The organism is Bacillus sp. SG-1, from assembly GCF_000181495.1.
Lineage (GTDB): Bacteria > Bacillota > Bacilli > Bacillales > Bacillaceae_B > Rossellomorea.
The window spans coordinates 21,078-46,685 of sequence record NZ_ABCF01000004.1; the positions used below are offsets into that span (position 1 = coordinate 21,078).

Here is a 25,608-nt window from a genome sequence, read left to right on the forward strand (position 1 = left end):
GAAAGATAACATGAAAATGTCTCATGAAGAAAGAATCCAACTTCACGAATTCAATAATTTGACTAAATCCTTAAGTTTCAATATGTATGACATTTGTTTTACTAAAACGAGAGAAGAGCGGGAAGCTTATATTGAATATATTGATGAACAGTATAATGCGGACAGGCTCACCAAGATCCTTTCGAATGTATCGGATATCATTGGAGCCCATGTTCTCAATATAGCAAAACAGGACTATGTCCCACAAGGAGCTTCTGTGACGATCCTCGTGTCGGAGGGCCCGATCGTCGAAGTCCCGAATGAACACTTTGATGAGTCACCAGGACCGCTTCCTTCTGCTGTTACGATGCAGCTCGATAAAAGCCATATCACAGTCCATACTTACCCGGAATACCACCCGCATGAAGGCATCAGCACATTCCGTGCCGATATTGATGTTTCGACTTGCGGGGAAATCTCTCCTTTGAAGGCCCTGAATTATCTCATCCATTCATTTGAGACGGATGTCATGACGATGGATTACAGAGTCAGGGGCTTTACGAGGGATATCAGCGGACGCAAACTTTTTATTGATCATAACATCAACTCGATTCAGAATTATATCCCTGAAGAAATCAAAGAAGAGTATGACATGATCGATGTGAACGTCTATCCTCAAAATATCTTTCATACGAAGTGTAAGTTGAAAGAATTTGATATAAATAATTATCTGTTCGGCTATACCAAGGAAAAACTGGAAGACGAGGAAGTAAAAGAGATCACAGACAAGCTGAAGTTGGAAATGGATGAGATTTTCTACGGAAAAAACATTCCTGGAAGTCCAAATCAGTAATTTTTAAATATAAGTCCCTTGCCCAAAGGGACTTTTTTTCAACGAAAAAATATGCCCCCTTCAAAAGAAGAGGGCTATGCATTATTTGTTCTGTCCTTCAGCCAAGGTCTGTTCAGCAAGGGCTACAAGACGCTTCGTCATTTCCCCTCCGACTGAACCGTTGGCACGTGCGGTTGTATCTGCTCCAAGTGTTACTCCAAACTCATTGGCGATTTCTTCTTTCATCTGGTTCAGGACTTTCTCTGACCCAGGAACCACAAGTTTGTTTCTTGCCATGGTCAAATCACTCCCGATGAAGGATTGAGCAATATAGTGCTCAATGTTTAATTTCTCCTTATCAAGAATATTCATTCCGGCAATAATTTCAAGCAAAATTAAGTCTTATGGTAGGAATTTATCTCTTAACAGCCGAATAAATAGGGGAGGATAGTAAGAAAAAGGAGGATACATAATGAATTCACATGAAATTGAATACCAGTTATATGGAGATGATATGCAGTTTGTTGAAGTGGAACTGGATCCGAGCGAAAGTGTCATCGCTGAAGCGGGTGCCATGATGATGATGGAGGACGGCATTGAGATGGAAACTATTTTTGGCGATGGTTCTGCGAGTGGAAAATCCGGCTTCTTTGGGAAACTCGTTGGTGCTGGAAAACGTGTGTTAACTGGCGAAAGCTTGTTCATGACCGTTTTTACCAACCAGGGGATGGGCAAGAAGCATGTTTCCTTTGCTGCACCTTACCCGGGAAAAATTATTTCAGTTGACTTGAGTGAAATGGGTGGAAAAGTAATCTGCCAAAAAGATTCCTTCCTTTGTGCTGCAAAAGGCGTTTCGGTTGGAATTGATTTCCAAAGAAAACTTGGAACAGGATTTTTCGGCGGCGAAGGATTTATCATGCAAAAGCTGGAAGGAGACGGGCTCGCTTTCCTACATGCAGGGGGAACAATTCACAGGAAAGAGCTTCAGCCTGGAGAAAAACTGCGCGTCGATACCGGGTGCCTGGTAGCCATGACTAGAGAAGTGGACTACAACATCGAATATGTCGGTAAAATCAAATCGGCATTCTTTGGCGGAGAAGGGATGTTTTTCGCAACCGTTCAAGGCCCGGGCACCGTGTGGATCCAGTCACTTCCATTCAGCCGCCTTGCTGACAGGGTTTTTGCCAGCGCTCCTCAAGGGGGAGGACAATCAAGGGGTGAAGGAAGCTTATTGGGTGGACTCGGGGATTTCCTTAACGGAGACGATTGAGTGATTCTTTAAAACGGCACTTTGCCGTTTTTTTGTTTTTCCATAAGGCTCTTTTCGTAAACTTTGTTGCTATTTAATACAAACTATAAAAAATACTTACTTAATTAACTAAAAATAGCTGATAAACAAGAAGAAAAGAGCTAATTCACCTTATTCAGAGAAAAAAGCCCTTGTCTCCAAGGGAAAAATCCGGCTTTTTGGATTTTTCCGAGTGCAACAATATATACGAAAACAGCGTTCCATAAAAAGCTTTTTGATTAACGGCAACTCAAAGATTTGTTAAAATATTTAGAAATCAGGACATAAGGAAGGTGCTGATTACAATCGATTGGGAAAAAATAAAAGAGATGGGGCTTATAAAATTCCTCTATTATTTAGCCGCATTGATTGTAGCTTTTGTCGGTTTGATTGTGTTAATTTCTCTAATTACACTCGTGCTCCTGGAAAGATTCGACGACCGGTACAAGAAATCGCATCCAGAAGAATTCGGACATGCCGTCAAGTCAGTAAACATCCGTACTTAAAAAGGAGGTCCTACATTGTATCGAAAGAAATTGTTTGTTTTTAAAAAGGACAAACCTATTGAAGCAGTGATCAGAACCTATAACAAATCAGATTTTCCAGGATTGATTAAAGTCCAGAAGGAAAGCTTTCCACCGCCGTTTCCTTCTGATTTATGGTGGAATGAAGATCAGCTGACAAATCACATTACCCTTTTCCCAGAGGGGGCTCTATGTATAGAGGTTGAGGGTGAGATTGCGGGGTCGATCACTGGAATGATCACAACTTTCGACCCTTCGAATATTCAGCACTCCTGGTCTGAAGTGACCGATGATGGTTATATCAAAACACATGACCCAAACGGGAATGCTCTTTACATCGTAGACATTGGTGTTTCACCTAGATTCAGAGGGCTTGGACTAGGTAAAGCCCTTATGCATTCCATGTATGAAGTGGTCATTCAACTCAAATTGGAACGGCTTTTGGGCGGGGGAAGAATGCCGGGTTATCGAAAGGCCTCCGAGAAAATGACAGCCACCCAATACCTTGACTCCGTTGTCAAAGGGGGGACTCATGACCAAGTGATTTCATTCCTCCTTCGCTGCGGCCGTTTACCGGTTGGTGTCATCCCTGACTATTTAGAAGATGAAGAATCACTGAATCACGCTGCACTCATGGAATGGAGAAATCCGTTCTTTAATAATTAAACTATTTAAACTTTAATCATTAGATTAGAGGAGGAATCTTATAAGATTTCCTCCTTTAATTTTATTTTCTATACGTTCAATGTTATCAAAGGTTGAGAGCTGAATTGCAAACTATGAATGATTTCAGCGGAAGGTCATGATTTCCTGCGGGATTAGCGAGATTGGTGAGACATCAAATAACCCCCAGCGAATGAAAGGAAAGACCACCTTTTTTTTAGTTGAGGATCATTTGCCTGTCGAGGTTGAACATGGCACTTCCACTTTTTAAACAGGCGAATCTAAGGAGGATCACCGCCCGCCCAGCGGAGTCGTGCACTCGTTGCGGAATAATAGCACCAATGTAAATAACAAGATATTTCTTTTTTATTGAGATTGAATGCACTTTTTTCTCCTAGAACCGTTTTACATAATCTTCTAACCCAGAGATTTTATATTTTAAACTAGGCAGAATGATTTCCTTACTCTTTTCAAAGACTAAATATACGAAGAGCCTAAGCAGGAAATTAGATGGATTCGACAGAGATCACAATTAACAATTATTGTTCAAATTCCGACTTCCTAACCAAGTATTATTGAATAAACCACAAACCTCCGACAGATTTAAATAGCAATCGACATTTTTATGTGCTATCATACACTATGTTGCTGTTATCAATCTGCTAGCACTTTGATAACAGCTGCTAGAATGCTGTCAGGAAAGGAAGTATTGTCACTGTGAGTGATCAAAATAGAATCCAGCTGAATGTCAGAATAAGCAAAGAAACGGCAGATATGCTTGAGGAAATTGTGGAGTATTATCAAGAAAACACAAAGCTTGGCAGAATTTATAAAGGCGATGTGCTTACAGATATTATCGAAAAATCTCACGGCTTAATGGAAAAGCAAAAAGCCATTCATAAAAGAAAATATTAAGAGAGTAATCAAATTAAAGATTTCCTTTTAAAGCGAAAGTAGGGACAGAATTGAATAATTTCAAATCGTTAGGTATCTCCGAAGCTGTCATAGAAAGACTGCAGAAAGAGAATGTTACAACCCCGACCCCCATTCAGGAAAAAGCCATTCCTGCTGTCATAAAGGGTAAAGATGTTATAGCTCAGGCACAGACAGGGACCGGGAAAACCCTTGCATTTATCTTACCAATCATCGAAAATTTTGATTTTAACCAGCAAAGTATACAGGCTCTAATTGTTACCCCGACAAGAGAACTTGCCCTTCAAATTACGGAAGAGGTCCGCAAGCTGATCCGTCATATTGAAGGCATCAGTGTTCTGCCTGTGTATGGCGGACAGGATGTTGAAAAGCAGCTTAATAAACTCAGAAAAAATGTCGGCATTGTAGTAGGAACACCAGGAAGGATACTTGATCATATCGGCAGAGGAACCATTGATCTGTCAGAATTGAATTCCCTCGTTTTGGATGAAGCCGACCAAATGCTTCATATCGGATTTTTAAAAGAAGTGGAAATGATTATCAGGGAAACACCAAAAACACGACAAACTCTTCTGTTTTCAGCTACGATACCTGATGAAATTAAAACACTCGCGAAAAAGCATATGAAAAGCCCTGAGTATATCAGTGTTGAACGGAAACAGGGGCCTGCCAAAAGTGTTGAACAGAAAGCAGTCTTTGTAAACGACAGAGCAAAACAGGCAACCCTTATCGAAATGATAAAAGAATATCGGCCTTATCTTGCCGTCATCTTCTGCCGGACGAAACGAAGAGTGACCAAACTTTACGAAGCTCTGGCTTCCGAGGGCTTTATGTGCGATGAGTTACACGGTGACCTATCGCAGGCCAAACGTGAAAAAGTAATGAAGCGATTCAGGGATGCTGAGTTTCAGTTGTTAATCGCGACTGATGTGGCTGCCAGAGGACTAGATGTGGAAGGAATCACTCATGTATTCAACTACGATATACCTGAAGATGCCGACAGTTATGTTCATCGAATCGGAAGGACAGGGCGAGCAGGCGAAAAAGGGCTTGCAGTCACATTCTATTCTCCTCAACAAAAAGATCAGCTTGCTGAAATTGAAAAAGAGTTAAACATACGACTGCCAAAACAGAATATCGGCAATATCATCGACAGAGATGACACAGAAAAAAGGAAGCCTAAAAAAGCCGCTTCCAGGAAAGAACATACCTCAAGAGACAAAAAGCCGCGGGAAGATAGAAAAGGGAGCAGAAGCAAACAAGAAAATCACTCCCGAAATGGCAAGGGCAAAAAGGGTGAAGCTGCTGATTCGACCAGGAGCAGCCAAAAACCAAAAACATCCTCAAAGCCGAAAAAGCGATCAAATATGCTCGAAGCCAAAGAAGTCAAACGCGGAGCACTTCATAAATTTGCCGATAAAAATTCAGGCGGCAAAAACAAAAGAGGAAGCACCTCCAAAAGCAGCGCAGAAGGCAGAAGAGGCCGCAGCTCCTCAGGATTAAAAAATAAGCGAAATAAGTAAGAGGAAAGAGTATAAGTCCTTCAGGGGTTATACTCTTTTTCATTTATTGAAGTGGAAAGTATATGACCTCCTGCGGGATCCATTTTTATCCTCATTTCACTTAGTGGAGGGTAATCCATCCATGAATAATAGAAGAATATCTGCTAAAATAGTAATCTAGTAAATCAACAGGAGAGATCATTAAATGAAAATAGTGTCTTGGAATGTCAACGGCATAAGGGCATGTGTAAAAAAAGGCTTTATGGACTTTTTCAAAGATGTCGATGCCGATATATTTTGTATACAGGAATCAAAGCTTCAAGAGGGACAGATCCAGTTAGACTTGGAGAATTATCACCAATATTGGAATTATGCTGAGAGAAAAGGGTATTCAGGAACAGCCGTTTTCACGAAACAAGAACCGCTTTCCGTATCCTATGGCATTGGGGAAGATGATGATGAACCAGAGGGCCGTTGCATTACATTGGAGTTTGAGGATTTCTACCTCCTGAATGTCTATACACCCAACTCCAAGAGGGACCTTTCCCGGTTAGAGGACAGGCTTCATTGGGAAGAACGAGTAAGAGCGTATATCAAGGAACTTGATGAGATCAAACCAGTCATTTATTGCGGCGACTTGAATGTCGCTCATAATGAGATTGATCTTCGCAATCCAAAATCCAATCATGGGAATTCCGGCTTCACTACAGAAGAAAGAGAGAAGATGAGCACTCTTCTTAATGAAGGTTTTGTTGATAGTTTCAGGCACCTCTACCCTGAGAAGGATCAGTCCTACACCTGGTGGTCGTATATGAGCAAGGTCCGGGAAAGGAACATTGGATGGAGAATTGACTACTTTATTGTTTCTGATAGATTAAAAGATTCATTGAAGGATGCCGGCATGCATACCGATGTTCTTGGCAGTGACCATTGTCCTGTATATATCGAGATAGATTTTAAAAAATGATCTGTGTTTTCACAGATCATTTTTCGTTGGGATAATCACAGTATTCAATGATGGTCCCTTCGGTATCAGCAGGGTTGAGATAGATAAGACGCCGCCCATGTTTATTGATCCTCAAAGTATCCTCCAACGTACGAATTCCCTGATCCTTTAATTCAATCAGAGCTTCATCCAAATTGCCGACTCTATAAGCTACATGATGCACACCCTTGCCTTTCTGTCTGATAAAGCGGGCGATGGGGGAAGTGGTGTTATTTGTCGGTGACAGCAGCTCGAAACGGTCGCCATTTAACTCGATGACAGCTATTTCACTTTCCACACCAACCGCATCACTTCGGTACCGATCAACCAATACGCCTCCCAGTACATTCGTATAAATATGTATACTGTTTTCCATATCCCTGACCGCTATTCCGATATGGTCTAATATTTTTTCCATACGATCACTCCTTTCCGTTTATTCTACTATATAAAAGATTTCTCTCAAAAAAAAAGAGACTGCAGAATGCACAGTCCCTGAGAGATTAGCAACGCTTTCTGTACAGCAAGGCTTTTATGGCCAGGAAAATGATGATCAAGGCGAAGACGATTATTATAATAACCGCAAACACCACTAACAACTTTACCAGCCCAGGGCCGAGAAAATATGCAGCTCCAGTACATAATACAAATAACAGAGCTAGTCCTGCACCGATAGCCGCCAAAAACAACAACAGCGAATAATACATATTGCTCCCCTCCTTACTATCAGATTATGCTTTTCAGAGGAGATTGCTTGGTCATGTATCTACTATCTAAAATTAAGTTTCTTTTTCTTTTGAATTTTGATAGATTGCGAGCTAATCGACACATCGAGATCCATTTTCCGGAGGGATGCTGGTCTGTTTAGGAGCTAATCAAGCCAGTGAGATTCAACTTTCGAAGGGATGTTGGTCTGTTTAGGAGCTAATCAGGCCAGTGAGATTCAACTTTCGAAGGGATTGTGGTCTGTTTAAGAGCTAATCAGGCCAGTGAGGTCCATTTTTCGAAGGGATGTTGGGCCGTTTAGGAGCTAATCGAACCAGTGAGATTCAATTTTCGAAGGGATTTTGGTCTGTTTAAGAGCTAATCAGGCCAGTGAGATTCATTTTCTGATGAGATGTTGGCCTGTTTAGGTGCTAATCGGGCCAGTGAGATCCATTTTTTGAAGGGATGTTGGGTCGTTAAGGAGCTAATCAGGCCACTGAGATTCAATTTTCGAAGGGATGCTGGTCTGTTTAAGACCTAATCAAACCAGTGAGATCCATTTTTCGAAGGGATGTTGGTCTGTTTAGGAGCTAATCAGGCCAATGAGATCCATTTTTTGAAGGAATGTTAGGTCGTTAAGGAGCTAATCAGGCCACTGAGATTCAATTTTCGAAGGGATGTTGGTCTGTTTAGGAGCTAATCAGGCTAGTGAGATTCAATCTTCGTAAGGATGTTGGTCTGATTAGGAGCTAATCAGGCCAGTGAGATTCAATCATTGATGGGATGTTGTACCGTTTAGGAACTAATCAGACCACTGAGATTCAATATTCGCAAGGATGTTGGTCTGATTAGAAGCTAATCAAACCAGTGAGATTCATTTTCCGAAGAGGTGTTGAGCCGTTAAGGAGGTAACCGAACCATTGATCTCCACTATCAGAAGGACTAATCATGCCATTGTGATGCAATAACCAATAAGATGTTAGGCCATAAACAAAGTAATCGGAACTCCAAGATCCAATTTCAGTAATTGCCCAGAAGGGACAAGCATATGTTGAAGTAAAGTCTTTTATAAGAAAGGGATAAGAGTAATGGGTGCATTAAATTCCAAGATGGCTGCTTCATTATATGCAGGGATGGCAATCTTTTTCTGGGGTGTTTCCTTTGTTTCAGCTAAAGTGGTATTGGATAAACTCGATCCCTTTACTTTAGTGACTTTTCGTTTTGGAATAGGAGCCGTATTTTTGTTGATGATCGTATTGCTCAATGGAGAGAGAATGCGCTTCCCACTTAATTATTTTCCTCATCTATTCATCCTGGCAATCCTCGGAACGTTCTGCCACCAGCTGCTGCAAACGACGTCACTTATTTTCATCGATGCTTCTTCAGCCGGCTGGCTGATCTCGGTAACACCTGTTTTCACCGTCTTTCTGTCCATGATTTTTTTACATGAGAAAATGAACTTCCGGAAAGCTATCGGAATAATTACCGCTATCATCGGAGTTTTCATGGTCACGACGGCCGGCGCAGAAAACCGATTTGAGTTTGGCTTGAACTTTGGTTTTTTCTTGATGCTCTTAAGCACGTTAAATTGGGCTGTCTACACGGTCTTGTTAAAAAGTTTAAAGATTCCTCTCCGGCCTACTGTGCTTACATTTTATATCACTCTGATCGGCTTCATTGTCAGCACTCCATTCATTATAAGGAATCATGGATGGGAGAGGCTGCCTGACTTATCAACGGTTGAATGGGGACACCTTATATTTTTAGGGGTATTTGTGTCAGGGACAGGCTATTGGTTCTGGGCTAAATCTTTGGAAGTGCTTCAGGCTTCCCAGGCAGGGGTCCTGATGTACTTGGAACCCATTGTTACTTTTTTGGCCGCCATCATCATTCTTCACGAAAAGGCGATGATGATGAGCATAGCAGGAGGACTGATCATCATTGCCGGGGTAGCAGCCGTCAACGGTGATATCACGGGCCGCTTCAGACCACCTTCAATCCGTAACAAGCGATAAAAAAACAACAAGCGGCAAACACCGCTTGTTGTTTTCATTAAATAACGCTGTTTTCGTATATATTGTTGCTCTCGGTAAAATCCAAAGAGCCGGATTTTTCCCTTGGAGACAAGGTCTTTTTTCTCTGAATAAGGTGAATTAGTTCTTTTCTTCTTGTTTATCAGCTATTTTTAGTTAATTAAGTAAGTATTTTTTATAGTTCGTATTAAATAGCAACAAAGTTTACGAAAAGAGCCTTAAATAAAGAGCAATCCCAACGAGATGACAATGCCACTGACGATCAGTGTGATGGTACAGAAGCCCATGATATCTTTCGCTTTCAACCCTGCAATCGCAAGTGCGGGAAGAGCCCAAAATGGCTGAATCATATTGGTCCATGCATCTCCCCAGGCAACAGCCATCGCCGTTTTCGCAGTCGAAACACCCAGGGTTTGGGCCGCATCAAGCATGACCGGCGCCTGGACAGCCCATTGTCCTCCTCCTGAAGGTACGAAGAAGTTGACAATTCCGGCGCTGAGGAAAGCAAAGAACGGGAAGGTGAATTCACTCGAAATGCTGACGAATCCTTCTGACATGACAGCTGCTAAGCCAGATGCCGTCATCATGCCCATGATCCCAGCATAAAAAGGGAACTGGATGATAATGCCGCTTGCACCTTTCACTGCCTCAATAACAGATTCCAAGAAACGTTTAGGCGTGCCATGGAAAAGAATGCCCAGGAATAAGAAAAGAAAGTTAACTATATTTAGATTAAGAGCAAAACCGTTATTCACGAAATAATACACTAAGAAAGCTATACCAAGGACCGCCGTCAACAGAGAGACGATATAACTGTTTTCCAGCCTGTCAGCCGGAGTTTCCGCAATAGCAGCGGCAGTTTCCGTCGCAGACGTCTCTTCCTCGAGTATCTGCGCATCAACAACAACTGTATCTTTTTGTGACGGCATCATAAAACGGTTTAAAATCGGAATGATAATAAAAAGGGCGAGAACAATCGTTACATTGAACACAGCAAATATGGTTTCACTTGTAGGGATGACCCCAATCAATTCCTGTGAGAAGTGTCCCTCTGTGGCAATCGTTAAAGGTATGGAGCCAGAAAATCCTCCATGCCAGACAAGAAAACCACTGTAAGCGCTTGCAATTAAAAGCCGGTAATCGACATTTTTAACTTTCTTGGCCAATTCTTTTGCAAACAAGGCACCGATTACAAGGCCAAAGCCCCAATTCACCCAGCTGGCAATAATGGAAACAACCGTCACGATGATGATAGCCTGTGATGGAGATTTCGCGGAAGATGCCAGTGCACCCAGGCCTTTCTTAAAAACAGGGCTGCTTGCCAATACATAACCGGTTACGAGTACCAGAACCATCTGCATGGAAAATGCGAGCAAATTCCAAAAGCCGTCTCCCCAGTACTGAACCATGTTCATAACGGAGCTGTCTGTGAAAATAAGCCCTAGTCCCAGAACGATGAATGTCAGAATTACAACAAACAAAAAGGGATCAGGCAGATACCGCTGCATAATCCTGTTAAAGAATGAAATTAATTTTCCCATTGCATTTCCTCCTTTGATAGTAGTTCATTCTAGTACCTACTAATATACTAAATCATTTACAATTATTCCAGAAAAATCAAAATAATGAGTCGATTAATAGTATACAAGGAAGGTTTACGTTACACTTTAGAAAACAGAAGTAATTGGAGGCAAGCATGGAGCATCATAATAATCCGCAATCAAGAGATGAAGATGAAAAGGAATTCTTCAGTGAAGAACCTGATATAGAAGATTTTTTTATGGAAGAAGAAGAATCGCCGGCCAAAAGCAAATTTCGATCATGGCTTGCAAAGATGATTGCATTTGCTATAGCTCTCAGTCTCGTTATCAGTGTGCTGGCTGTTTGGGTTAGAGTTTTCAATATGCCCTCATTCTCATTCCTCCCAAAATCAAACGAGCTTTCAAAGATTGAAAATATCCAGGATTACAAAAGGGCTGTCGTCACAATCGAAGGAAATGGGAGCAAGGGAACAGGTTTTAATATAGCTGAAGACGGTACTATCGTTACAAACCACCACGTCATTGAAAACATGGCACCCATAACCGTTGTGTTTCCAAATGGCGATATTATGCAGGCAGAGCTTGTTGAAGACTATCCAGACCTTGACATTGCAATACTGGACGTTGATGGCGAGGACATGCCTTACCTGGAAATCCAGGAAAAAAAGAAGGGGAAAAGCGGGGACTCCATTTATGTCATAGGCAATCCGCTTGCCTACCATCAAATCGTTATGGAAGGTTCCATCACGAAAGTAAGGGAGAGGTTATACCTATCTGCTCCTATTGAAAAAGGCAATAGCGGCAGCCCGGTCATCGACTCCGATGGAAAGGTGGTAGGAGTCGTGTATGCCATGACAATTCCTTCTATAGGAAGTAAAGAAAAGCCGGAAGGACTGGCTGTGCCGGTTGACAAAATCCCCGACCTTCCTTGAATAAACTACTTTTTCTTCATTTGAGAAATGACAAAAGCAAGCTCTTCATTTCCGTACATTTCTAAAACTGCAACTAAAGAGGGGAGGGGGATCTCCTCGGATTCTTCTTTCGGAATGGTAGCTTCAATAGCTTCTTTTAACAAAAGATTATTTCCTTGGTGGGGATATGCACGCGTATAAACTTCTGCTGGATCATAATCATGGTTGATGCACCACTGGGCAAATGCAAGGATCATCATTTTTTCATCCTGCTGATATTTCTCAATGATTTCTTTTTCAGACCATTGGCCATTCATTTGATTTTTCCTCCAATCTAAGGTGTGAATATTTCGAAAGTTTCCCGGGAAACCGCAGGATATGACAGTTTATCTGATGTTTATACACCTTTCCACAAACAACACCTGTTTCTGTTCCTTAATGGTACTATACAGCAAAAGATTTGTGTAATTTCGTCCGCTATTACTGTTCAGCCATTCTATTTTTTTCCTTTATTTGAAGTTTTCAGTTTTATTGTAAAGGGTAGAAACAATTGATTAAAAAATGACCTATGAAACGCAAGCGGGAAATATCGAAAAAGGTAAACAGTTTGATACTAATAGAAGCTGAATGCTACACTAACAAAGCCTACGTCACTTAAAAAGAATCGGGGCTGCTGGAGATGTTAAAAAGCATGTTAGAACACTTAGGAATTCTCAGAGAAAAAAGTGCACTCGAAGACATAAAGCAAGCGGAATTCTCTGAATATATCGCGAAATACCCCTACAGAGAGAATTGCGGGTGAAGCGAGCTAAAATATCCATAACTGGACGGTCACACTCGATGCGCCGTTCAGTTTCTAATAGTGCCTTTAGAATAATAAAGCTACAATCAGGAACTAATTATGGGTCTTTGGGTTGTTTACGTGTATAATTGTTAAGGGTTTACCAGAAATTAATCTTAGAAGCAGCGAAAGGAATGCAATATATATGAAAATAACTGGACATACAGTTGAAAAAATTTAAGATCCAACAGGTATCTTGACTGGAAAGCGTTATGAGTATCTCTTAGATGTTGAAGTGCCTGAGGATGATGAGCTATATACTGAAAACGGGCTTATGATCAAAGCGATTTATGCGGTTGATGAAAAGGGATCCCGTGTCGCTCAATACTACCTCATGGAAAAATCCACTGAAAAATATTTTGATTTCGAACTCGAAGAAGAGGAAGAAGAATCCATCCGTACATATATTGCCAAGCTTCACAATGCAGACAAATCAGAAGAAGCTTAAGAATTGAGAATTGAAAGGAGAATGCTATATGGAAAGCGTTAAAGTAGGAGAAGTATTTACACTAATCGATGAAGAGGATCAGGAACAGGATATCGAAGTACTTGCTACCCTGACACTGGACGGAGATGAGTATGCCGCTGTAGCCTTTGCAGACGATGTAAAGGAGCAGTCTCAGGAAGACATGGATATTTTCTTTTTGAAAGTAGACGCTGAGGGCGATCTTACAGGAATAGAAGATGATGAAGAATTTGCGAAGGTATCAACGGAGTTTGCCAAAAATATGGAGCAGCTTTAGTACCAACTTTTAGTGCTTCATATTAATTGTGAAGCACTTTTTTGTTTTCGTAAATTGAAGTTAGTTTATTACAGTTTGAAGCAGCTATTGGTGGTTTAGCCTGGTGAGTGCTTCATGAATGAATCTTAAGACAGTTTTTGGAGAATAAGGGTCTCTTGTATGCTTCATGAGATTTTTTCTTGATCTATCGGTGATAGGGTGACTCATGAACCCTTCATAAGACACTTACCTTGATCTAACGCGATTAGGGTGCCTCATGAGTATTTTAGTTGTACACTAAATCATTTAAAAACGTCTCAGAAAAATCCCGATGCCATTTTTCTTTACAGCGGGACAGCACCCTGCTAAATTTAACATTATCATCTTAGAAAGAAGTGTGAAGAGAGTGTCCAAGTGGGGGCTATATTTATTATTGTTTTTATTGATGGTGATCTGGGGCTTCAATGTTTCAGCCATTAAGATTCTTGTTACTTATTTTCCACCAGTTATGATTCAGGGTGTTCGTGTCATGATGGCCGGATTGGCCGTCATCCTTTTTTTGCTTGTTAAAAAAAGCTTTCACAAACTCTCTCGAAAGAGCTTGATCGGAATATTTTCTGCTGCGATATTTGGCGTCTTGGGCCATCATCTTTTTCTTGCTATCGGGCTCACAGCAACAACCGCTACCAATGCAGGCCTGATTTTGGGGCTTGTCCCATTATCAACCTCTGTCATGGCAATGATTTTCTTAAATGAAAAGCTCACAATTACAAAAGGATTTGGAATATTGGCTGCTTTAATGGGAGTTTATCTAATTGTCATGAACGAAAAAGGAACCCTTTCCGGATTATCTGTTGGCGATTTATATATCCTGGGGGCAGTCTTAACACAGGCGGTTAGTTTTATCTTAATCAAAAAATTAAGTGTCAGCATAGATTCCAGACAGATGACTGGCATGATGCTGTTCATGGGCTCGATCCTGTTGATTGCCGCCAGTTTCTTTTTCCCTGCAAATGAGGCTGTCTTCTCACTGGATAAACCACAATTTGTCTGGTGGACACTGATAGGTTCGGCAATCCTGGCAACCGGTCTTGGACACATGCTCTATAATTACAGCATCCATAGGCTGGGAGCAGGATCAACTTCCATTTTCATTAACCTGACTCCATTCTTTTCGATAGTGGGTTCGTCCGTGTTCCTTGGGGAGCAGATTCAGTCAAAACATTGGATAGGCTTTTGCTTCATTGTGTTTGGCGTCCTTCTCGGAACCGGGACATTCAAAGTCCTGATGAAGATGCGCAGGAAACAGCATTCTTTATCTGCTTAAGAATAATCAAAAAGGAGCCGATTTATGCTTGTTCTACTTCTGCTTCTATTGACTGGAGCACTTATAGCAGGTTTTATTCAAAAATATATCCTACGAATAAAAGAGCCGGATGTAGAGGAACTATGGGAGGAACTTGAAGAGCAGGACTGGTACAGGGAACTGAAGGCGCACCCGGAAATAGAGGAATTTGTTGAAACTTCCAAGAGGGACGGGTTGTTGAACGATCCTTATTATGTGAGGAAAATTATCGATAATGAAGGCCACAGAGCGGGTTTCATTAATTATGTTAAGAAAAAGACAGCGGAGTAAGATTCCGCTGTCTTTTTCATTGTACTGCCCAAAACATATTTTTTTCTTTTTCTGCCGTTTTCGTAAGAACATCCGAAATCGCTTTCGTCAAGCTGTGTTCTCCTCGGGCATCATGTCCTGCTTCCCAAAGCATCATCCCGCCGAATTCATTGTTCAGGGCCAATTCGGTTTTTCTCTGGATTGTATCTTTGCCATTATAATGATAGGTAATGCCTTCAATTGTGACAGTATCTTTTCCAGCATTCTCGACTCCTTTTTTAATTACTGCAGAGTATGAGATCGCTGACTTGGAAGGTTCTTCAGGCTGTGCATAAAACGGAACGCCCAGGACCAATTTATCCTTCGGGAGTCCATGAACGTCAAATAGTTCACTCCAGTAACGGACCACATTTTCTGTATAAGGATAAGGGGAGAGGTTGGCTGCATTGTAGCCGCCGTCCCAATGGCCATCATAAGCCATGATATTGACATAATCCACATCCTCAAACATAGAAGGGAGGAAGATGACAGATTTATTTTCCTGTCCAGTTACACTGTCGACTTTTGAATAAACAGCGATAGACAGCTCTTTATCTAATACTTCAAGTTTTGTATTCAATTCTCTTATAAATCCTGCTAAATGTTCAGCATCGTCTTGAGAGCGGGGATGCTCGAAGTCAATATCGACTCCATCCAGGCTCTCTTGCTTAACCATCTTTATCAATTCATCGACAAGTTTTGTTCTCGCAGTCCCATTGGATATCGCTTGTTTGAAGTAGGGGTAAGATTCACCGCCGCTAATATGAAACCAGCCTCCAACTGCAAGCAGGACTTTGGTATTTTGTTCATGCGCGAGCCTCACCGTTTTCCGCAAGTTCTCCCTTGCGTAATCACCGCTCATAAGCAAGTCGCCATTTTTAGATGGATGGGCAAAAGAAAAAATAACATGGGATAAATGATTATATTCTGTTTTATCCGGATCATGATAATCTTGTACATACCCCATCAGCACCTTGGAAGAGGCTGTGTTCTTTTCAGGTACTTCCTTTGTGGTTAACTTCATATCCGCACTCCGTGAATGGTGGAAATCGGGATTTATTTTAATAGACTTTGCTTCTATATAAGCAATTCCTGCGTAAAAGCCTCCGGCAAACGTAAAAGTAAGTACCAGGGTCAGCAGTATACTAATCTTTTTCATGGATGCTATGCCTCCTGTCAGACTTCAACATTTAAAAGTTTAACAGATAACAAGAGCAGTGAATGCTGGTAATATAAGGCTGAAAATCAGGTGTACAGTCTTGAAATGTACAATTCCAGCCGGAAGAGCTGCAGCTCTTGAGGTGATGTACAGTGCAGGATGAATAATGAATGATGAATGCCGTGCATCATTTTGCATTTTTGATAGAATGATGTACCTCGTTGAGCGAGCGCCTCTCATCATTGCGTGATCGTTGATGAAATGATGTAACACGCAAGGCAAGTACACCTCATCATTTGGGGGTTGTGTACCTGCTTACCGTCTTTTCAAAAAACTCTTTTCGTAAATATTGTTGCTATTTGGATGAGATAGTTGATTTCCGCTTCAGGTGTGCGACTCCGCGGGGCGGGCGGTGAGCCTCCTCGGCTGCGCCTGTATAAAAAGTGGAAGCGCCCTGTTCAGCCCCGACAGGCAAATGTTCCTGAGAGAAAAAAAGGCGATCTTCCCTTTTATTCTCTCAGGGTTATTTGACCCAGAGGGGCTGGGCGCTGCAACTGGATTGGGGGTCTCACCTGTCCCGCTAGTCCCGCAGGAGATCGCACACCTTACTCTCCAATCAACTATTCGCAAAAAAACATCTAGAAGAATTAGTTAAAAATCAACAATCATTTAGAAAACAGCCTTTCTAAAAATAGCCTAATGAATGACAAAAAATGGTGACACTCTATTAATCTGCCAGTTATGTTATTCACGAGCACAGATGACACTTGATTCACTAAATCGGATCTATTCATTTAAAGGAATTCCCAGCTCAAATATAGAAGTCTTCTATAACCTAATCAAACGGAGTTGTAACCAATGATTAAACACTACTCACCTTCAGACTTTTCTGTCGCCAAAGAATTTATTGATACCATTGATGGCGGTTATGATTTTTTTAATATAGAAGAAATTGAGAGGGATGCCGGATTCTTCATTTTTTACGTCGAGGATGACGTAAAGGGCGCTGCCTATGCAGTTTTTTCAGTGAACGGAGCCGGTGAAAAACAGGCAGATCTCACAATATACGTTAAACCCTCTTTCCGTAAGAAGGGGATCGGTACCGAGCTGTTTCGTGTACTATCAGCCTATGCAGAGAACGAGAACCAGGAGGTCCTCACCGCACATGTTCAAATGGATAAGAAGGAACGCGATTCTTTTTTCCAGAGAAACGGAATGGAAAAATGGTGGGGGTCCAATGGTCTGGTTTATCAAGGGAGCTTATTCCCGGAACCAGAAGTAACATTTGAGCCCTATGAAAATAAACACTTCGATCAGTTTGTGAAGGTTGTTCAGGATTGCTATTATCCTATTCAGGAATCAAACGACCTGAAACCGTATCTCGCTTCTCCCACAAGTGTGAGGACCTATCAATTGAGAGATCCAGAAGATGTCTATGTGGCCATGGATGGAAACCAAATAATGGCGTCAGTTTCCATCGGCAAAGGAGAAGTGGATAATTTAATGGTTTCCCCTCAATATCAAGGAAGAGGATTGGGAAGGCAGGCCCTTCAGTTTGCCATGAACAAAATGCTGAAAAGTGGGTATGAAGAAATACATATTTGCTATATGGACAACAATACAGCGGCCGAAAATCTATATTACAGCGCGGGATTCGAGTTTTTGCAGCATACTGAGGTCTATCGAAAATATATCAAGTGATATGCAGAGGAGAAATTATGAAACAACTACAAGGCTATATTCTGACAGATGAGGTATTAAGAGAGTGGAGAGAACGGCTGGTTCCCTCTTATGATCTTTTATTCTTTCGGAACCAACTGGATTTTTTAACCTGTAAGGAATTCAGATCCGAAACCTCACAAACCTTCTCGCTGGATGATAAAACAGCTTTTGCAACCTGGGCTGTCAGTAAAGAAGCAAAATATTACACGACAATCGATAATGAGGAATTTTTGAAGCTGACCAAGGACCAGAAGAAGCAAATTATTAAAGAACAGTGGGAGCTGCGCAGAGGGATGATTCTATCGGAAGAGGAGATGATCTCCCTTTTAGCAATTAGAGACGATAAAACATTCCAAACCCTAGAGCAGTCTTCCTTTAAGAATCACGATAAAAAAATTTATATGATTCAAAGATTTCTGTTGGAATTGCTACCGTTAGAGTCACAAACAAATTTTCTCCTAAACTATGCAGCTATGTGGACCAATGATAAGGCAGTATATGCTGATCTGGATGAAGTCATCCGTAATGCATTTAAGAAAGAATATGGTACACTCGCACCTTTCTTTGACCATTTTTCTTCTAAAAACGGTCCTAATTGTTTTGCCGCTGCTGCCGCAGGTTTTACGGGAGAGATGAATATCATTGAGGAATGGATGAACCCTGACAGGTTTTTTGAGTTGCTGAAACGACATCAATACTTTCAACACGATCCCGGCCATTTAAAGGAAAGGGATGTACTGGTTTGGAAAAACGAACAAGGGCAAGCTGTTCACGCTGCGTTCCTGCTAAACAGCCGGTATTGCTTCAATAAGCATGGGCAAACAATGTTCAACCCATGGCAGGTATTGCCTGTAGAACAAGTTATGGATTCGTGGAGTCAAGATGGATACCAAATGGACCTATACAGGAGATTATAATCTTATAAAAAAAGGAGTTTTCAAAATGGGAAAAAGTTTAACAACGGCCATGAAAATCCAAAGGCCAGCCTCAGAAGTATTCCAAGCATTAATCAATCCAGAGCAAATGTCTAATTATTGGTTTTCTTCAGGATCGGGGAGAATAGAAGAAGGAAAAACCATTACATGGCGATATGATGAATATAATGCAGAAGGAATAGTGAATATATTGGAGGTTGTGGATCCTGCCAAAATTGTATTCACATGGGGAGACCCTGAACAGCCCACAACCGTTACCATCAAGCTTGAGGAGCAGGAAAAAGATTCAACTGTTATCCGCGTAACCGAATCCGGTTTTGGAGAAAATCCCGATTTAGAGAGAATGCTAGGCCAGAAAGAAGGATGGGTCTACATGTTAACCTGTTTGAAAGCCTATACTGAAAACGGAGTCAACTCTCTAAGAGCGTCGCTTGTACATAGCTGATTACTAAACAGGCAGAGGAGGAAAAATCATGTAACCCAGTTATCAATGAGAGTGCAAGGCAATAGGGTTCCTCCTCAGGATGCATTTGTCATCCGGCCGGAAAAGGTATATAAAATGTTTCTGCATCTTTTATAGGGGAGAATATTGACATGAAAATCCGATATGCCGTAAATGATGTCCTAATAACTTCTCTATTCATACATCATTCTTATGATTCTATGAAAATCATGTACTAATCCCCACACTTTTAGGGCATCATTACCCAAATACCTGAAAATGATGTCCTAATAAATGCTTTATTCATACATCATTTCTATGATTCTATGAAAATCATGTACTAATCCCCACACTTTTAGGGCATCATTACTCAAATATCTGAAAATGATGTCCTAATAAATGCTTTATTCATACATCATTTCTATGATTCTATGAAAATCATGTCTTAATCCTCACACTTTTTGGGCATCATTACCCCAATATCTGAAAATGATGTCCTAATAAATGCTTTATTTATACATCATTTCTATGATTCTATGAAAATCATGTCCTAAACCCCACACTTTTTGGGCATCATTACTCAAATACCTAAAAATGATGTCCCAATCACAGGACGATCATTCAAAAACAAGCAAAATGGACAAGTCAGGACTTGTCCGTTTTCTTATGCTTACACCGCAGCAGCGGCCAGCAAATTCTCAATATCCAGTTCCATATCAATTGGATCGGTCGTACATTCAAATCGTTTTACCACTTCTCCGTTGCCATCGATCAGAAACTTAGTGAAGTTCCATTTGATGGAGTAGTCATCTGTCAGGTATTCAGGATGTTTTGTATTCAAAAGCGGGATTAGAATTTTCGCAACAGGGTGGAACTTATTGAATCCTTCAAAAGATTTTTGATGTGTCAAATAATCAAATAAAGGATGCATGTTTTTATCACGAACATCAATTTTTTGGAATAAAGGAAAATTAACTCCGTAGTTCAGTAGGCAGCTGTTTTGGATTTGATCATTTGTATCAGGCTCCTGGTTATCAAACTGATTGCATGGAAAACCTAAAATAACGAAATCTTTATCTTTATAGCGGTCATACAGTTTTTGAAGATCTTCATATTGATAAGTGAAGCCGCACCTTCCTGCAGTATTGACGATTAGTACGATTTTCCCTTTATATTCTTCCAGTGATTTTTCCTGTCCATTCATCGCAGTAGCTGAGTAGTTATAAATGCTCATATGTCTTCCTCCTGTGTAGTTAAATATTACTATGTAAAAAGCAATACATTTATTATACATTAATGATACATAGTTTCAACAGATTTGTCTTGAATTAAAAATATTTATATTCAAGACTTACCCGATATAATCAAACAAGGACACAAAAACCGGTTTCTTTTGGAAAAATTTCTATAAAAATAGTTTGATAAACATAAATCATATGTTAGAATGCATATAAATAAATAGCCGAGCAAAACCACTGGGGGAGCCTTTTAAAGGCTGAGATTAAAGTGTACTACTTTAAGACCCTTTGAACCTGATCTAGTTCATACTAGCGGAGGGAAGTGTAGTCTGAATGATTGAATATTTCAAAAAATCACTCAAGCCGCCTTCCCGTGCAATCAGGGAGGCGGCTTTTTTAATGATTTATAGTTTGCTAAAAGGGAGTTTTCTATGAAAAAACCTGTTCTGCATGCTGTCACCACAGGAAAGAAATCCATTGAGGAGACCGCTTCAATCTGCCTGGACATCAGTCCTCATGTGGAGGCCATACATATCAGAGAGCACACAAAAACAGCAAGAGAAATCTATGAATTAGGCAAAAAAATGATAGACTTTGGAATCCCGGCTGACCAGATCATTATCAACAACCGGGTTGACGTTGCAGCGGCTTTAGGAATCTGCCCCGTACAACTGGGCTATCACAGCCTGCCTGTGAATGTGGTGAAGGAGTCCTTTTCCAGGCTCTCAATCGGGAAGTCTGTACACTCCTTGTTGGAAGCCGTTGAAGCAGAGGAAGAGGGAGCTGACTATATCTTGTTTGGCCATGTCTATCCGACCTCATCCAAAAAAGGGCTAACACCAAGAGGATTGGACGAACTAACACAATTGATCTCAAACGTTACTATCCCTGTAATTGCCATTGGGGGGATACTGCCTTCAAATGCCAGGGAGGTTATTCAAAAAGGATGTTCCGGTATTGCGGTGATGTCCGGAATTTTTGATGCAGTGGATCCGGTTAAGGCAGCAATCGACTATCAAAACCACCTGGAGTTGATATTCCATGAACAATTTTTATGATGTGATCATTGTCGGTGGGGGAATCATCGGCAGTTCTGTCGCCTATCAACAGTCGAAACAAGGGAAGAAGGTCGTCATTTTAGAAAAAGGGAAACCCGGCTGCGAAGCATCCAGTGCTGCTGCAGGGATGCTGGGTGCACAGGCAGAAATCGATGAAAGCGATTCCTTACTGAAGCTGGCGCTAAAAAGCAGGAGCATGTTTCCGGTGTTGATTAAAGAATTAGAGGAGCTGACCGGAGTACATACAGGCCTGATCAACAAAGGAATGTTAAAGGTCGCCGAATCTACCGGAGATGTTGAAAATTTAAAAACACAAGTGGACTATCATACAGGATGGGATCCGGAAGTGACATGGCTGACTCAGGGAGAGCTTCTTAAGCAGGAATCAGCACTTTCACATAATCTAGCGGGAGGTATGTTCATTCCAAACGATGGACAAGTAATGGCCCCTCAACTTTCACAGGCTTTTCTTCAAGGTGCTGCAGCCTATGGTGCTGACATCTTTGAGTACAGCGAAGTGGAAGATGTCCTTTATAAAGGGCAGAGGATAAATGGGGTCAAGACGAGCCAAGGAAACTTTTATGCCGAAACGGTTGTAATCACCAATGGAGCGTGGGCAGGGAAACTGATCAAGAAGACTGGGATCTCACTGGACATAATTCCCGTTAAGGGGGAGTGTTTTTCGGTCATTCCCTTGAAACCTCTTATTCGTTCAACTGTTTTTTCTGACAAGGGCTGCTATATCGTCCCGAAAAAAGACGGAAGGCTCATTGTTGGGGCAACAAGCTATCTCAATAGTTTCGACAAAAGCGTTTCATTAGAAGGGATTTCCCGTTTGTTGGAGAAAGCGATTTCACTGATTCCCGATATCCAATACGCCAAATGGGAAAAAGCCTGGGCTGGCATACGACCGCAGAGCGGTGATGGACTCCCTTATATCGGTCCTCACCCCGAATGCCGGGGACTGTTCATCGCAGCAGGCCACTATCGTAACGGCATCCTGCTGAGCCCGATAACCGGGAAGATGATCTCCGATATGATTGACAATCAGGCTACAGGGGAAGAGCTCAAACTCTATGAATCTTTTAAAATTGATCGAAAAACAGCGACCACATCTCAGGAGGGATACAGATGAACTTAATTATAAACAGTGATGAAGTCCAGGTTGATGACTCAGTGAAGACAGTGGAAGATCTTCTTTCCTATTTTCAGTTAGATCAAAAAGTCGCCATTGTCGAGCTGAACAAGGAGATACTTGAAAAAAGCAAACATGCAGAAGTAAAACTGGCCAATGGCGATGTAGTAGAAATCGTACATTTTGTAGGAGGCGGATGATATGTTGAAAATTGGTTCTTATGAATTTCAATCAAGATTGTTGTTAGGTACGGGGAAATACCCTGACTTTGATATTCAAAAGAGGGCGGTCGATGTTTCTGAAACGGAAGTGCTGACCTTTTCGGTGCGGAGAATGAATATTTTCGAACCGAACCAGCCCAATTTCCTTGAAAAGCTGGACATTGAAAAATACACCCTGCTTCCGAATACAGCAGGAGCCAAAACAGCTGAAGAGGCTGTTCGGACCGCAAAACTTGCCAGAGCTTCCGGCTTATGTGACATGATCAAGGTGGAAGTAATCGGAGACTTCAAAACACTCCTGCCGGATCCGATTGAAACATTGAAAGCAACAGAGGAACTTTTAAAAGAAGGCTTTACCGTACTTCCATATACCTCTGATGATGTCCTTCTTGCGAAAAGGCTTCAGGAAATGGGTGCTCATGCGATTATGCCGGGAGCATCTCCAATCGGTTCAGGCCAAGGGATCATTAACCCGCTCAATTTGAGTTTTATCATTGAGCAAGCAACAGTGCCGGTCATCGTGGATGCAGGAATCGGGTCACCGGCGGATGCCGCTTATGCGATGGAACTCGGAGCTGATGGTGTGCTATTGAATACTGCCGTTTCTGCTGCAAATGATCCAGTAAAGATGGCAGAAGCAATGAAACTGGCCATTGAAGCAGGAAGACTCGGGTATGAAGCCGGCAGGATTCCTAAGAAGCGCTATGCAACCGCAAGCAGTCCAATGGAAGGGATGAGCACTGTTTGAACGACCGTTATTCGAGACAAGAACTATTCAGCAAAATAGGCACGGAAGGCCAGAGAAAGCTTTCTGAAAAACATGTACTGATTGTCGGCGCAGGAGCCCTCGGAAGCGGAAATGCAGAAGCACTAGTTCGTGCTGGCGTCGGCAAGGTGACCATCATTGACAGGGATTATGTTGAATGGAGCAACCTCCAGCGCCAACAGCTGTATACAGAACAGGATGCAGCCGAACGCATCCCAAAGGCTGCCGCTGCACAGAAAAGATTAAGGCAGATTAATTCCTCCATCACCATAGAAGCAATTGTAGCGGATGCCGGAGTTCAGGAATTGGAAAATCTCCACAGGGATGTCGATGTCATTTTGGATGCCACCGATAACTTTGACACCCGGATGATCATCAATGATATCTCACAGAAATTCAGCATCCCGTGGATATACGGTGCTTGTGTCGGCAGCTATGGCATCTGCTATACGATTGTCCCTGGAGAGACCCCTTGTTTGCACTGCCTGCTTGAAAGTGTGCCGCTCGGTGGTGCCACATGCGATACAGCAGGGATCATCAGTCCGGCAGTGGGCATGGTTGTCAGTTACCAGACCGTTGAAGTGTTGAAGCTGCTTGTCGGGGACCATGACAAAATCAGAAAGAAGCTTATCACCTTTGATTTATGGCAGAATCAGCAATCAGCCATTTCAGCAGCAAGTTTAAAAAAACCGGGATGCCTTTCCTGTGGAAGCAAACCAACTTATCCATTCCTCAGCTATGAAAACCAAACGAAAGCTGCTGTGCTCTGTGGAAGGAACACGGTTCAAATACGGCCGCAGACAAAGGGAGAAAGAAACCTGGAGAAGCTGGCTGACATGCTGGCGAAGACCGGTGGAAAAGTAGAAAGGAATCCTTTTCTGCTTTCCTATGAAACTTCAAATCATCGTTTAGTCGTTTTCAAAGATGGGCGTGTACTCATCCATGGAATCAAAGATATTACTGAAGCTAAAAAGGTTTATCACCGCTATTTAGGATAAAAACTCGAAAGTAAATAGAACCGTGTTTCCATTATGGAGCACGGTTTTTTCTATAATTCTTATTTAGCAGAAAATCACTTTTCACTTACATAATAAAATCTTCTCTGAAAATTTTGTCAATCAATGAAACAATTCCTTGCCAATACTCGTCTAAATAGTGAATATTGAGAAGGAGAGGATAGATTTGACTACTAACCAAAAAAGAACCGTCCTGCTTTTGATGCTTGTTTCAACATTTATAGGAATTGTGATCAGACTTTTCCATGTGAGCCGTTCAACACATGAACTTGTATCGTTCCATAGCCTTGATATCCTCATTTTATTTATTATCATGGCCTTTAGCGGCGGCGGACTCCTTCTGATGAAACCAGTACTATATCCTGCAAGAAGGGAAAGGTAAATAACATGACAAATGATTTTTATTGTGATGAAGTTTTAAGTGGAAACACAGAAGTAGATAAAGTGAAAGAAACAGAAGATGTATTGGCTTATCACCATACTAAACCATTCTATCCTGTACATATCGTAGCCATCCCAAAGAAACATATCTCTTCCCTGATCACCCTGGAAGAAAGTGACCATTCTTTGCTGCTGGAACTCATGCTTGTCATCAAAGAAGTTGCTGCAGAGGTAACAGAAAAACATGGCTCCTGCAAAGTGATAACCAACATGGGTGAATACCAGGATTCAAAACACCTTCACTGGCATATCGTGACGGGAGACCCATTGAACAATTAGTTTCTGACATCAGGAGATTAAGTACTGCCGGATGTTTTCTTTTTGTGATTTTCCCTTGGAGTATTGAGTCACAATACCTCTAC

The 25,608-nt window shown here is 41.6% G+C and carries 30 protein-coding genes and 1 riboswitch; of the genes, 23 read left to right on the plus strand and 7 right to left on the minus strand.

Annotated features, from left to right (window positions below):
- Positions 1–10 precede the first annotated feature (10 nt).
- Positions 11–832 (plus strand): adenosylmethionine decarboxylase, encoded by an 822-nt coding sequence (gene speD, locus BSG1_RS05260; RefSeq protein ID WP_006835879.1) that lies wholly within the window; start codon positions 11–13, stop codon positions 830–832.
- Positions 833–913: 81 nt separating this feature from the next.
- Here the strand turns inward: speD and BSG1_RS05265 are convergent, their stop codons facing one another.
- Positions 914–1,108: an alpha/beta-type small acid-soluble spore protein gene (locus BSG1_RS05265; protein ID WP_044022470.1), complete on the minus strand. Its 195-nt coding sequence runs from the start codon at positions 1,106–1,108 to the stop codon at positions 914–916.
- Positions 1,109–1,283: 175 nt separating this feature from the next.
- On the opposite strand from BSG1_RS05265, the gene BSG1_RS05270 reads away from it, so the two are divergent.
- The 6 genes from BSG1_RS05270 (at position 1,284) to BSG1_RS05295 (ending at position 6,688) form a co-directional block, all read left to right on the plus strand.
- Positions 1,284–2,081, plus strand: a complete 798-nt coding sequence (locus tag BSG1_RS05270; RefSeq protein ID WP_006835881.1) for a TIGR00266 family protein — start codon at positions 1,284–1,286, stop codon at positions 2,079–2,081.
- Between the two features lie 311 nt (positions 2,082–2,392).
- Entirely contained in the window at positions 2,393–2,605 is a 213-nt protein-coding gene (locus BSG1_RS05275; protein WP_006835882.1) for a hypothetical protein, read from the plus strand.
- A gap of 15 nt (positions 2,606–2,620) precedes the next feature.
- Positions 2,621–3,289 (plus strand): GNAT family N-acetyltransferase, encoded by a 669-nt coding sequence (locus BSG1_RS05280; protein ID WP_044022458.1) that lies wholly within the window; start codon positions 2,621–2,623, stop codon positions 3,287–3,289.
- A 714-nt stretch (positions 3,290–4,003) separates the two neighbouring features.
- Positions 4,004–4,201 (plus strand): hypothetical protein, encoded by a 198-nt coding sequence (locus BSG1_RS05285; protein WP_006835884.1) that lies wholly within the window; start codon positions 4,004–4,006, stop codon positions 4,199–4,201.
- A 50-nt stretch (positions 4,202–4,251) separates the two neighbouring features.
- Positions 4,252–5,742: a DEAD/DEAH box helicase gene (locus BSG1_RS05290; protein WP_006835885.1), complete on the plus strand. Its 1,491-nt coding sequence runs from the start codon at positions 4,252–4,254 to the stop codon at positions 5,740–5,742.
- A 184-nt stretch (positions 5,743–5,926) separates the two neighbouring features.
- Positions 5,927–6,688, plus strand: a complete 762-nt coding sequence (locus tag BSG1_RS05295; protein WP_006835886.1) for an exodeoxyribonuclease III — start codon at positions 5,927–5,929, stop codon at positions 6,686–6,688.
- A gap of 16 nt (positions 6,689–6,704) precedes the next feature.
- Here the strand turns inward: BSG1_RS05295 and BSG1_RS05300 are convergent, their stop codons facing one another.
- A complete protein-coding gene (locus BSG1_RS05300; RefSeq protein WP_006835887.1) occupies positions 6,705–7,124 on the minus strand; it encodes a VOC family protein in 420 nt (139 codons plus the stop codon).
- An 85-nt stretch (positions 7,125–7,209) separates the two neighbouring features.
- Complete coding sequence (locus BSG1_RS05305; protein ID WP_006835888.1) at positions 7,210–7,413, minus strand: hypothetical protein; 204 nt, start codon at positions 7,411–7,413, stop codon at positions 7,210–7,212.
- A 1,086-nt stretch (positions 7,414–8,499) separates the two neighbouring features.
- Here BSG1_RS05305 and BSG1_RS05310 point away from each other — a divergent pair.
- The gene (locus BSG1_RS05310) at positions 8,500–9,426 is read left to right on the plus strand and encodes a DMT family transporter (protein ID WP_006835889.1); all 927 of its coding nucleotides are present in this window, start codon (positions 8,500–8,502) and stop codon (positions 9,424–9,426) included.
- 236 nt (positions 9,427–9,662) lie between these two features.
- Here BSG1_RS05310 and BSG1_RS05315 read toward each other — a convergent pair whose 3' ends face one another.
- On the minus strand, positions 9,663–10,985 hold the full coding sequence (locus BSG1_RS05315) for a short-chain fatty acid transporter (RefSeq protein WP_006835890.1): 1,323 nt from the start codon (positions 10,983–10,985) through the stop codon (positions 9,663–9,665).
- A 155-nt stretch (positions 10,986–11,140) separates the two neighbouring features.
- Here BSG1_RS05315 and BSG1_RS05320 point away from each other — a divergent pair, with 155 nt between their 5' ends.
- Positions 11,141–11,917, plus strand: coding sequence for a S1 family peptidase (locus tag BSG1_RS05320; protein WP_006835891.1), 777 nt, complete (start codon positions 11,141–11,143; stop codon positions 11,915–11,917).
- A 5-nt stretch (positions 11,918–11,922) separates the two neighbouring features.
- Here BSG1_RS05320 and BSG1_RS05325 read toward each other — a convergent pair whose 3' ends face one another.
- Positions 11,923–12,213 (minus strand): hypothetical protein, encoded by a 291-nt coding sequence (locus BSG1_RS05325; RefSeq protein ID WP_006835892.1) that lies wholly within the window; start codon positions 12,211–12,213, stop codon positions 11,923–11,925.
- Positions 12,214–12,930: 717 nt separating this feature from the next.
- On the opposite strand from BSG1_RS05325, the gene BSG1_RS05330 reads away from it, so the two are divergent.
- The 4 genes from BSG1_RS05330 to BSG1_RS05345 all read left to right on the plus strand — a co-directional run bounded on the left by BSG1_RS05330 (position 12,931) and on the right by BSG1_RS05345 (position 15,095).
- A complete protein-coding gene (locus BSG1_RS05330) occupies positions 12,931–13,185 on the plus strand; it encodes a DUF6509 family protein (RefSeq protein WP_232214198.1) in 255 nt (84 codons plus the stop codon).
- A gap of 28 nt (positions 13,186–13,213) precedes the next feature.
- Positions 13,214–13,480, plus strand: coding sequence for a DUF1292 domain-containing protein (locus BSG1_RS05335; RefSeq protein ID WP_006835894.1), 267 nt, complete (start codon positions 13,214–13,216; stop codon positions 13,478–13,480).
- 385 nt (positions 13,481–13,865) lie between these two features.
- Positions 13,866–14,786: a DMT family transporter gene (locus BSG1_RS05340; protein ID WP_044022471.1), complete on the plus strand. Its 921-nt coding sequence runs from the start codon at positions 13,866–13,868 to the stop codon at positions 14,784–14,786.
- A 24-nt stretch (positions 14,787–14,810) separates the two neighbouring features.
- Positions 14,811–15,095 (plus strand): hypothetical protein, encoded by a 285-nt coding sequence (locus BSG1_RS05345; protein ID WP_006835896.1) that lies wholly within the window; start codon positions 14,811–14,813, stop codon positions 15,093–15,095.
- A gap of 16 nt (positions 15,096–15,111) precedes the next feature.
- Here BSG1_RS05345 and BSG1_RS05350 read toward each other — a convergent pair whose 3' ends face one another.
- The gene (locus BSG1_RS05350; RefSeq protein WP_006835897.1) at positions 15,112–16,272 is read right to left on the minus strand and encodes a glycoside hydrolase family 18 protein; all 1,161 of its coding nucleotides are present in this window, start codon (positions 16,270–16,272) and stop codon (positions 15,112–15,114) included.
- An 858-nt stretch (positions 16,273–17,130) separates the two neighbouring features.
- Between BSG1_RS05350 and BSG1_RS05355 the strand changes: the two genes are divergently transcribed.
- Genes BSG1_RS05355 through BSG1_RS05365 form a run of 3 tightly spaced genes read left to right on the plus strand, consistent with a single transcriptional unit; the run spans position 17,131 to position 19,374 of the window.
- Positions 17,131–17,973 carry a GNAT family N-acetyltransferase gene (locus BSG1_RS05355; protein WP_006835900.1) on the plus strand — a complete coding sequence of 281 codons (843 nt, stop codon included), beginning with the start codon at positions 17,131–17,133 and terminating at the stop codon, positions 17,971–17,973.
- Positions 17,974–17,990: 17 nt separating this feature from the next.
- A complete protein-coding gene (locus tag BSG1_RS05360) occupies positions 17,991–18,911 on the plus strand; it encodes a hypothetical protein (RefSeq protein WP_006835901.1) in 921 nt (306 codons plus the stop codon).
- A gap of 25 nt (positions 18,912–18,936) precedes the next feature.
- Positions 18,937–19,374, plus strand: a complete 438-nt coding sequence (locus BSG1_RS05365; RefSeq protein WP_044022472.1) for an SRPBCC family protein — start codon at positions 18,937–18,939, stop codon at positions 19,372–19,374.
- Between the two features lie 667 nt (positions 19,375–20,041).
- On the opposite strand, the gene BSG1_RS05370 is transcribed toward BSG1_RS05365, so the two are convergent.
- The gene (locus BSG1_RS05370; protein WP_006835903.1) at positions 20,042–20,605 is read right to left on the minus strand and encodes a glutathione peroxidase; all 564 of its coding nucleotides are present in this window, start codon (positions 20,603–20,605) and stop codon (positions 20,042–20,044) included.
- A 233-nt stretch (positions 20,606–20,838) separates the two neighbouring features.
- A riboswitch (TPP riboswitch) is annotated at positions 20,839–20,947 on the plus strand.
- Between the two features lie 93 nt (positions 20,948–21,040).
- On the opposite strand from BSG1_RS05370, the gene tenI reads away from it, so the two are divergent.
- The 7 genes from tenI (at position 21,041) to BSG1_RS05405 (ending at position 25,525) form a co-directional block, all read left to right on the plus strand.
- The gene (tenI, locus tag BSG1_RS05375) at positions 21,041–21,667 is read left to right on the plus strand and encodes a thiazole tautomerase TenI (RefSeq protein ID WP_006835904.1); all 627 of its coding nucleotides are present in this window, start codon (positions 21,041–21,043) and stop codon (positions 21,665–21,667) included.
- Positions 21,651–22,802, plus strand: a complete 1,152-nt coding sequence (gene thiO, locus BSG1_RS05380) for a glycine oxidase ThiO (RefSeq protein ID WP_006835905.1) — start codon at positions 21,651–21,653, stop codon at positions 22,800–22,802. The genes tenI and thiO overlap by 17 nt, the downstream gene beginning before the upstream one ends.
- On the plus strand, positions 22,799–23,002 hold the full coding sequence (gene thiS, locus BSG1_RS05385; RefSeq protein WP_006835906.1) for a sulfur carrier protein ThiS: 204 nt from the start codon (positions 22,799–22,801) through the stop codon (positions 23,000–23,002). Before thiO ends, thiS begins: the two co-directional genes overlap by 4 nt.
- Position 23,003: 1 nt before the next feature.
- A complete protein-coding gene (locus BSG1_RS05390) occupies positions 23,004–23,771 on the plus strand; it encodes a thiazole synthase (RefSeq protein WP_006835907.1) in 768 nt (255 codons plus the stop codon).
- Entirely contained in the window at positions 23,768–24,787 is a 1,020-nt protein-coding gene (locus BSG1_RS05395; RefSeq protein WP_006835908.1) for a thiazole biosynthesis adenylyltransferase ThiF, read from the plus strand. The genes BSG1_RS05390 and BSG1_RS05395 overlap by 4 nt, the downstream gene beginning before the upstream one ends.
- A 184-nt stretch (positions 24,788–24,971) precedes the next feature.
- The gene (locus BSG1_RS05400) at positions 24,972–25,187 is read left to right on the plus strand and encodes a hypothetical protein (protein WP_044022459.1); all 216 of its coding nucleotides are present in this window, start codon (positions 24,972–24,974) and stop codon (positions 25,185–25,187) included.
- Between the two features lie 5 nt (positions 25,188–25,192).
- Positions 25,193–25,525, plus strand: coding sequence for an HIT domain-containing protein (locus BSG1_RS05405; protein ID WP_006835910.1), 333 nt, complete (start codon positions 25,193–25,195; stop codon positions 25,523–25,525).
- Positions 25,526–25,608 lie beyond the last annotated feature (83 nt).

Bases quoted from the DNA above. Each gene is read 5' to 3' on its own strand.
- speD (WP_006835879.1), top strand. From the start codon at position 11: ATGAAAATGTCTCATGAAGAAAGAATCCAACTTCACGAATTCAATAAT.
- BSG1_RS05265 (WP_044022470.1), bottom strand. From the start codon at position 1,108: ATGGCAAGAAACAAACTTGTGGTTCCTGGGTCAGAGAAAGTCCTGAAC.
- BSG1_RS05270 (WP_006835881.1), top strand. From the start codon at position 1,284: ATGAATTCACATGAAATTGAATACCAGTTATATGGAGATGATATGCAG.
- BSG1_RS05295 (WP_006835886.1), top strand. From the start codon at position 5,927: ATGAAAATAGTGTCTTGGAATGTCAACGGCATAAGGGCATGTGTAAAA.
- BSG1_RS05300 (WP_006835887.1), bottom strand. From the start codon at position 7,124: ATGGAAAAAATATTAGACCATATCGGAATAGCGGTCAGGGATATGGAA.
- BSG1_RS05305 (WP_006835888.1), bottom strand. From the start codon at position 7,413: ATGTATTATTCGCTGTTGTTGTTTTTGGCGGCTATCGGTGCAGGACTA.
- BSG1_RS05310 (WP_006835889.1), top strand. From the start codon at position 8,500: ATGGGTGCATTAAATTCCAAGATGGCTGCTTCATTATATGCAGGGATG.
- BSG1_RS05315 (WP_006835890.1), bottom strand. From the start codon at position 10,985: ATGGGAAAATTAATTTCATTCTTTAACAGGATTATGCAGCGGTATCTG.
- BSG1_RS05320 (WP_006835891.1), top strand. From the start codon at position 11,141: ATGGAGCATCATAATAATCCGCAATCAAGAGATGAAGATGAAAAGGAA.
- BSG1_RS05325 (WP_006835892.1), bottom strand. From the start codon at position 12,213: ATGAATGGCCAATGGTCTGAAAAAGAAATCATTGAGAAATATCAGCAG.
- BSG1_RS05335 (WP_006835894.1), top strand. From the start codon at position 13,214: ATGGAAAGCGTTAAAGTAGGAGAAGTATTTACACTAATCGATGAAGAG.
- BSG1_RS05345 (WP_006835896.1), top strand. From the start codon at position 14,811: ATGCTTGTTCTACTTCTGCTTCTATTGACTGGAGCACTTATAGCAGGT.
- BSG1_RS05350 (WP_006835897.1), bottom strand. From the start codon at position 16,272: ATGAAAAAGATTAGTATACTGCTGACCCTGGTACTTACTTTTACGTTT.
- BSG1_RS05355 (WP_006835900.1), top strand. From the start codon at position 17,131: ATGATTAAACACTACTCACCTTCAGACTTTTCTGTCGCCAAAGAATTT.
- BSG1_RS05360 (WP_006835901.1), top strand. From the start codon at position 17,991: ATGAAACAACTACAAGGCTATATTCTGACAGATGAGGTATTAAGAGAG.
- BSG1_RS05365 (WP_044022472.1), top strand. From the start codon at position 18,937: ATGGGAAAAAGTTTAACAACGGCCATGAAAATCCAAAGGCCAGCCTCA.
- BSG1_RS05370 (WP_006835903.1), bottom strand. From the start codon at position 20,605: ATGAGCATTTATAACTACTCAGCTACTGCGATGAATGGACAGGAAAAA.
- tenI (WP_006835904.1), top strand. From the start codon at position 21,041: ATGAAAAAACCTGTTCTGCATGCTGTCACCACAGGAAAGAAATCCATT.
- thiO (WP_006835905.1), top strand. From the start codon at position 21,651: ATGAACAATTTTTATGATGTGATCATTGTCGGTGGGGGAATCATCGGC.
- thiS (WP_006835906.1), top strand. From the start codon at position 22,799: ATGAACTTAATTATAAACAGTGATGAAGTCCAGGTTGATGACTCAGTG.
- BSG1_RS05390 (WP_006835907.1), top strand. From the start codon at position 23,004: ATGTTGAAAATTGGTTCTTATGAATTTCAATCAAGATTGTTGTTAGGT.
- BSG1_RS05405 (WP_006835910.1), top strand. From the start codon at position 25,193: ATGACAAATGATTTTTATTGTGATGAAGTTTTAAGTGGAAACACAGAA.